The organism is Cupriavidus sp. PET2-C1 (assembly GCF_054515855.1).
The window spans coordinates 1,023,325-1,030,280 of record NZ_JBTNRJ010000003.1; the positions used below are offsets into that span (position 1 = coordinate 1,023,325).

Below are 6,956 nucleotides of genomic sequence, written 5' to 3' on the forward strand. Positions count from 1 at the left end.
TCGTTCGCTGGCAGGGGTGATCGAATGGAGGGACTTTCCCGTCCCGAGACTGCGGCGGAAGCCGCCAGTTGGCATCGAAGTGCCATGATGGCTGCAACACAACCAGAAGGGAGGCGCGGAAGGCTCTGCGCCTGCGCATCCTGGAAACGATCTCGGTGAGGTATCCCGGCTTGCGTAGGGCGTGTGAGGCGCGAGCGCTACTGGAGACGGGGGCGGCCAATGGGCAGCCGTTCCAGAACCAGCCGTCTGGCGAATAGCGGTGTATCCGAAGGTTAGAAGCGCCTTGCAAAGCACGTGCGCTGTCGGAGACCGGAGGATGACGGCTAGCTTGCCATGATACAAAACCTCGGATAATATTGGAAACCATCCGAGGTTTTGTATCAAAATGTCAACGTCCTCATCCTCTCAGCGAGAGCGCGCAGTAGCTCAACTTCGAGCCAGAGGGCTGGTGCGAGCAAGCGAGATGCGCGAGATCGGCGTTACAGCGACGACGATCGCCCGCCTTGAGCGCGACGGTGTTGCAGTTCGCCTGGCCCGGGGCGTTTACCAACTCGCAGATGCTCCTCTGGGCCTACAGCATACCCTGGCGCTGGCGTCAAAACTTGTGCCCAGCGGAGTCATCTGCCTCACTTCGGCGTTGGCTTTCCATGAGCTAACTGACCAGATCCCAGCCAAGGTTTGGATGGCTATTGGCCAGAAGGACTGGAAGCCAAGCTTCGACTATCCTCCGGTCCGATTCATCCGATCTCCTGCCCCCCGTGATGACCCGGACACGGAGCGGCATGCGATCGACAACGTATCGGTTCCGGTCTTTAGCGTTGCCAGGACGATTGCTGACCTGTTCCGGTACCGGAAGAAAGTCGGCTTAAATACCGCGCTAGAAGGGCTCCGCGAAGCCCTGATGCAGAAAAAAGCGACTCCGGCAGAAATTGCCCAGCATGCAGCAGATGCCGGTGTCTGGAAGATTCTAGAACCGTACTTAACAGCAATGGTTTCCCATGCCTGAGCAAAAGCCGCTTCGCGACATTGGTTCGTCAGTTCGCGCCCGACTTCTGACTCTCGCGCGCCAGCGAGGCCAGCAGTTCGATTAGCTTCTCACTCGCTATGCGATAGAGCGCCTCTTGTTCCGACTGGGCATCTCCGTACACCGCGACCGCTTTGTGCTAAAAGGCGCGATGCTCATGACAAGCTGGTTCGAGGATCCGCATCGACCAACTCGTGACGTCGACTTCCTTGGCTTCGGCGAGTCCGAAGCCGACCACCTGTTAGCGACCTTCGCCGAAGTGTGCGCGCTAGCTGCGGACGACGGCATCTCGTTCGACGCTGCGGGCCTGAGAGCAGAGGCGATTCGCGAGGACACTGACTATGGAGGTCTGCGGTTGCGTACCACCGCACAGCTCGCCGGTGCGAGAATCCCGGTGGTGATCGATATTGGCTTTGGAGATGCAACCGAGCCAGGAACAGAAGAGATCCAGCTTCGGGTCTTGCTCGATCAACCCGAGCCTCGCCTTCGCGCATATGCACGGGAAACCGTTGTTGCGGAGAAGTTCCAAGCGATGGTGATGCTTGGCATGGCGAACACCCGTCTTAAAGACTTCTACGACATCTGGTTCCTCAGCCAAAGCTTCGAGTTCGATGACGGGCGATTGGCCGCGGCAATAGCTGCGACCTTTGCTCGCCGAAAAACAAATATCCCGGCCGATCCGCCGTTTGCCCTATCGCCCGATTTCGCCAACGACAAAGCCAAGCAAACGCAATGGCTCGCGTTCGCCCGCGACCTGGCGGCAGTTCCCCCGCTCTACACCGTTGTCGCGGATCTCGCGGCCTTCCTCATGCCGCACGCTGCTCGCGCACGGCTTATTTCCGCCGCCTAACTAAGATTGACGGCACGCGGCGGCCCGATTCAGTTCGCTCAGCGCGCCGCCCCAGTCCAGCTCTCCACCGCGGCCTTGACCTTCGGCCAATAGGCATACCGCTGAGGCGCTCGACGAGGTCGGTGTGGCGTTTGCGCACAGCGACCTCGCAACGGTGCATCTCCTCCTGGTAGGCCAGCGTGATGGTCTGCAGCAGCTCAAGCATTGGTGTGGCCTGCGCCACCAGCACGTCGAGGGATGGCGCTCGCCGGCTGGTGTCGGCCAGTGGTGCATCTATCGCTGTTCCGACCTGGGCGATGAATTTACGGATACGCGCGTCAACGCGCGGACTACCAAAGTATAGTTGCTGCAAAGCGCCGGAGAATGCGCCGGGCAAACGCTCATTGCCCGTTACGAGATCCGAATGCGCCGATTCGAACATTGACAGGCACTTGCGTGCGATATCGAGCGCGGCAGTGTTCCCCCGCGAAGCGAGCAATATCTGGAGCACGATCCGTTGCGACAGCATGCGCTGCCTTCCGGAAAGGTTGATCAATCCGCCGATGGTCTCGGCGGACATTTCGGCCTCGGGTGACTGGGTAGAGAAAGCGTTCATGCCATGCCTTGCAGGTAGTGTCGACTACCAATACCTCCACCTTGTGTGGAACAAGGTATCCATGCGCAATCCACGGATAGTGCGAGTGCACGACTACATTCTCGGACTCTTCGAAGATGGTGCGCGAGCTGAGCCATGCCCCCGATCGTGGCACCCAGTCACAGCCGATCACGAATCCACGTGGTGTTAGCACTGGGTATTGCGATGCGATCATGACAGGGCTCACTTGAGCGTCTCGTTTTTCGGCTGTGAGTCTGCCGCTCAGGTCATGGTTCGCGGCGCTCGAATGCGACCGAAATAAGAAGTTCTCCCAGGTTGTCAGGGTGCCGCATTCCAATGCGGGGTGGAGCGGCACAGTTCTTGCGCGACGGTCAAGTGAGGCGCGCAATCTACGTTGATCTATAATCCACATCTGCTTTCCTGAACCCGTGTTTCGGGGCAGCAGGTGTCCTTGATGCATCCATAAGTCTCCATGCATAACGCTGCTGCAATGAGATTCCGCCCAGGGACCGGCGCGCCGAGCACGAAGGAGCTGCCTCAGCGTGGCAGTTGGCAGATTTTTTCTCTTCCGCCGTCCCACATCCGTGCAACCATTTGAGTATTGAAGAATGCGGAAGTCAGAGTCATCGGTCGCCGCCGCGGCACCGTCCCCCACCCCGCTCTCCGAATCCCCCGGAGAGGATCCCCGCGCCGTGAGGGCGGGCATCCAGGTCATTGCGCGGGCGGCGGAAATACTGCGCACGTTGAGCTGCCACCCAGGCGGCCTGAGTCTTGGCGCCATTGCAAAAGATGTGGATTTGCCGCGCTCCACCGTGCAGCGGATTGTCGATGCCCTGGGCGCGGAGGGTCTGACAATGTCCGCTTCGGGCGGCAGTGGTGTGCGGCTGGGTCCGGCTATCCTCTCACTGGCCAACGCGACGAAGTTCGAGATCGCGGATCTGGTCCGCGATGCGCTTGTCGACTTGTCGAAAGCAACGGGAGAAACGGTGGACTTGTCGATACTGGATCAGAACAAGGCGGTGTTTATCGATCAGGTACAGGGCACGCATGTGCTGCGGGCCGTTTCCGCTGTCGGAGCCGCTTTCCCGTTGCATTGCTCGGCGAATGGCAAGGCCCTGCTCGCCATGCTGGATGACGCGGCCCTGGCCAAGGTGAAAGGCAAGCTGAAGTTCGAGCAGCTGACACCGCATACCCTTCGCAGCTGGGACGATCTCGCAAAGGATATTGAGTCAACGCGGGCCACCCATGTCGCCGTGGACCGCGAGGAGAACTCATTGGGGATTTGTGCCGTCGCAATCGGCTTGCTCGGGCCAATGGACCAGCGCATCGCCATCTCGGTGCCGACCCCGACCCACCGTTTCGTGCAAAGCGAAGCGCTTCTCACCGAGAAGCTTGTGGAATGCAGGGCGCGGCTCCTGGCAGGACCGCTGCGCAGGGCCTGACCCAGGTTCCGGCCCTGTTCCCCAAGGCTACGCCTTACGTCTGGGCATCGCCGCGTTCCTTTAGGGCGGTGGCAAGATACGCCAGGAGCTGCTCCCTGACGCCCTGCGCACTCGAATACGTCCATTCGTAGAATCCCTTCCCGGACTTCATGCCGAGGTTGCCGTCGCGCACGCTGTTCGTCACGATACGGTTCGGCCACGACGTGCTATCCAACGTCGGCAGGATAACGGCGTGAATGTCCTGCGTCAGGTCCAGCCCGACCAGGTCGGCATTCTCCAGCGGCCCTAATACCGGCAGCCGCAGGCCAAACGAGTTCTTGACGACCAGATCGACCGTCCGCGCATCGCAAATGCCTTGCGACACAAGGGCGATTGCCTCGCGCCAGAGCGCATGCTGCAAGCGATTGCCGACGAAGCCGGGAACATCCTTCTTGACGTGTACCGCCACCTTGCCGACCGATTCCAGCAGCGAGATCGTGCGTTCGACGACCTGCCGGTTCGTTGCCGTCGCCTGCACGACTTCAACCAGCGGGATGAGAAAGGGTGGATTCCACCAGTGAGTTCCCACGAGGCGATCCTTTTTGCTGACAGCTTCGCCGATATGGCCGATGGGTATGACGGAAGTGTTCGACGCGATGATGCACTCGCCAGATACGACCGCCTCGATCTGGCGCATGACGTGATGCTTGATCTCGAGTTTCTCGGGCACTGCCTCGAACACGATCTGACAGCCGGATAAAGCTTCGCCGATGTCGTCGCTCAGCTTGAGCTTTGCGAAAGACGCAGCGGGACGTCCCAGCGCTTTCAGATTGGAAGCGATACGCTCCTGCACCGTTTCAATCAAGCCTGGCGCGGCATCGTAGACGCACACATCGAACCGGCCGTCCTCCAGGAATACCTGCGCGATGCCGTGGCCCATCAGCCCGGCACCGACGACACCGATACACATTGAATTCAATATCTTCTCCCTCATTAATTAACCGTTATACGGTACGCATGTACCGTATAACGGTTAACAATAAGCAGCAAACCGGCATCGGTCAACCAAGGGTAAACGCCGTCGAACATCCGGATTCCCAGTCCTGGCATGGGCTGCGAGGGAATTGCATGTCTCCCGTTGGACGCGTCACAGGGAAACCCACTGCCGGCACGCTTGACAACGTCGACGGCGATCCATAAAGTAGCCGCAAAGCGATACACAATAACCACATTGTGGTACACATAAACAGGAGACAGCCATGGCAGCTGAGAAGGTCATCATTTCATGCGCGGTGACGGGGGCTATCCACACGCCCACGATGTCGCCCTATCTGCCAATCACGCCCCAGGACATCGCGCAGCAGGCGGTCGACGCCGCGCAGGCGGGAGCGTCGATCCTGCATCTGCATGCGCGCGATCCGCTGGATGGCCGCCCGAGTGCCGATCCCGACGTCTTCATGCAGTTCCTTCCGGAGATCAAGCGGCAGACCGATGCCGTGATCAACATCACCAGCGGCGGCAGCACGAAGATGACGCTGGAGGAGCGGCTCGCGCCTCCGTTGCGCGCGCGACCCGAGATGGCCTCGCTCAACATGGGCTCGATGAACTTCTCGATCCACCCTGTCGCGTCGAAGATCGCCCGGTGGGAGCACGATTGGGAGAAGCCATACGTGGAGGGCACGGAAGATACGATCTTTCGCAATACCTTCAAGGACATCCGACGCATCCTCCTGGAGCTTGGCGAAGGATGCGGGACCCGGTTCGAGTTCGAGTGCTATGACGTGGGGCACTTGTACAACCTGGCCCACTTTGTCGACGCCGGCCTGGTGAAGCCGCCGTTCTTCGTCCAGACGATCTTCGGGATCCTGGGCGGTATCGGGCCCGCGGCCGAGAACGTGACGTTCATGCGCGAGACCGCTAACCGCCTGTTCGGACGCGACTATTACTGGTCCGTGCTGGGTGCCGGGCGCCACCAGATGCCGTTGCTGACCTACGCATCGATCATGGGGGCGAACGTGCGGGTCGGTCTCGAAGACAGCCTGTACCTCGGGCGCGGCAAGCTGGCGCAGTCCAATGCCGAGCAGGTCAGGAAGATTCGCCACATCCTGGAAGAACTCGGTTTCGATATCGCGTCGCCCGCCGAAGTGCGATCCATGCTGCAACTCAAAGGGCGCGACAACGTCGCGTTCTGAACCCATTGAAATCACGCCATCCTTTCCACAACGGAGACATCATGTCGACATCCGCATACCCCGCCACGCCCCCTTCCAACACCGACGGCGTCGAGTTCGTCGAATTGAGCCACCCCTGGGGCCACGGCGTACCGAACTGGCCGTACTTCGAAGACGTGAAGATCGAACGGATCCACTACATGGCGAAGTCCGGCGTGCTGACGCAGCGCATTACCACCGTCATGCACAGCGGTACGCATATCGATGCGCCTGCCCACGTGATCGAAGGCACGCCGTTCCTGGACGAGATCCCGCTGGACCGTTTCTTCGGCACAGGCGTGGTGGTCAGCATTCCCAAGAAAAAGTGGGAAGTGATCACGGCCAAGGACCTGGAGAACGCCTATCCGAAGATCCAGAGGGGCGACATCGTCATGATCAACACCGGCTGGCACCATCACTACGGCGACAACAGCCAGTACTACGCCTACTCTCCTGGCCTGTACAAGGAAGCGGGCGAATGGCTGGCCGAGAAAGGCGTGAAGATGGTCGGCGTCGACCAGCAAGCCCTTGACCATCCGCTGGGCACTGCGATCGGCCGCCACGGTGTCGGCCCGCTCTTGCCGCGGGTATGCGAGGAGTATGAGCGTGAAACGGGCCGCTCCGTCGAGCAGGACTTCCCGTACTGGGAGCCGGCGCATCGGGCGCTGCTCGCAGCGGGTATCCCTGGTATCGAGAATGTCGGCGGCGATCTCGACAAGGTGACCGGGAAGCGGGTAACGATAGCGGCGTTCCCCTGGCGCTGGGTAAAGGGGGACGGATGCATCGTACGTGTGGTGGCGATGCAGGACAAGAGCCAGTCCTTCCGTATCGAAAGCGGTCTGTAACGGTAGCGGCC

Annotated in this window: 7 protein-coding genes; 5 read left to right on the forward strand and 2 right to left on the reverse strand. The window is 60.3% G+C overall.

Features of this window, described 5'->3' with window-relative positions:
* The first annotated feature begins 385 nt into the window (after nt 1-385).
* Together ACX12D_RS38485 and ACX12D_RS38490 are read left to right on the forward strand one after the other, a co-directional pair.
* Nucleotides 386-1,006, forward strand: coding sequence for a type IV toxin-antitoxin system AbiEi family antitoxin domain-containing protein (locus tag ACX12D_RS38485; RefSeq protein WP_441639647.1), 621 nt, complete (start codon nt 386-388; stop codon nt 1,004-1,006).
* 115 nt (nt 1,007-1,121) lie between these two features.
* Nucleotides 1,122-1,874 carry a nucleotidyl transferase AbiEii/AbiGii toxin family protein gene (locus tag ACX12D_RS38490; protein ID WP_459377016.1) on the forward strand — a complete coding sequence of 251 codons (753 nt, stop codon included), beginning with the start codon at nt 1,122-1,124 and terminating at the stop codon, nt 1,872-1,874.
* Here ACX12D_RS38490 and ACX12D_RS38495 read toward each other — a convergent pair.
* A complete protein-coding gene (locus ACX12D_RS38495) occupies nt 1,858-2,469 on the reverse strand; it encodes a type IV pili methyl-accepting chemotaxis transducer N-terminal domain-containing protein (RefSeq protein WP_459377017.1) in 612 nt (203 codons plus the stop codon). The genes ACX12D_RS38490 and ACX12D_RS38495 overlap by 17 nt on opposite strands.
* A 692-nt stretch (nt 2,470-3,161) precedes the next feature.
* On the opposite strand from ACX12D_RS38495, the gene ACX12D_RS38500 reads away from it, so the two are divergent.
* Nucleotides 3,162-3,911 (forward strand): IclR family transcriptional regulator, encoded by a 750-nt coding sequence (locus ACX12D_RS38500; protein ID WP_276268219.1) that lies wholly within the window; start codon nt 3,162-3,164, stop codon nt 3,909-3,911.
* Nucleotides 3,912-3,945: 34 nt separating this feature from the next.
* Here the strand turns inward: ACX12D_RS38500 and ACX12D_RS38505 are convergent, their stop codons facing one another.
* The gene (locus tag ACX12D_RS38505; protein ID WP_459377018.1) at nt 3,946-4,860 is read right to left on the reverse strand and encodes a 3-hydroxyacyl-CoA dehydrogenase family protein; all 915 of its coding nucleotides are present in this window, start codon (nt 4,858-4,860) and stop codon (nt 3,946-3,948) included.
* A 289-nt stretch (nt 4,861-5,149) separates the two neighbouring features.
* Between ACX12D_RS38505 and ACX12D_RS38510 the strand changes: the two genes are divergently transcribed.
* Together ACX12D_RS38510 and ACX12D_RS38515 are read left to right on the forward strand one after the other, a co-directional pair.
* On the forward strand, nt 5,150-6,082 hold the full coding sequence (locus ACX12D_RS38510; protein WP_447432955.1) for a beta-keto acid cleavage family enzyme: 933 nt from the start codon (nt 5,150-5,152) through the stop codon (nt 6,080-6,082).
* A gap of 41 nt (nt 6,083-6,123) precedes the next feature.
* Nucleotides 6,124-6,945: a cyclase family protein gene (locus tag ACX12D_RS38515; protein ID WP_459377020.1), complete on the forward strand. Its 822-nt coding sequence runs from the start codon at nt 6,124-6,126 to the stop codon at nt 6,943-6,945.
* Nucleotides 6,946-6,956: the final 11 nt, after the last annotated feature.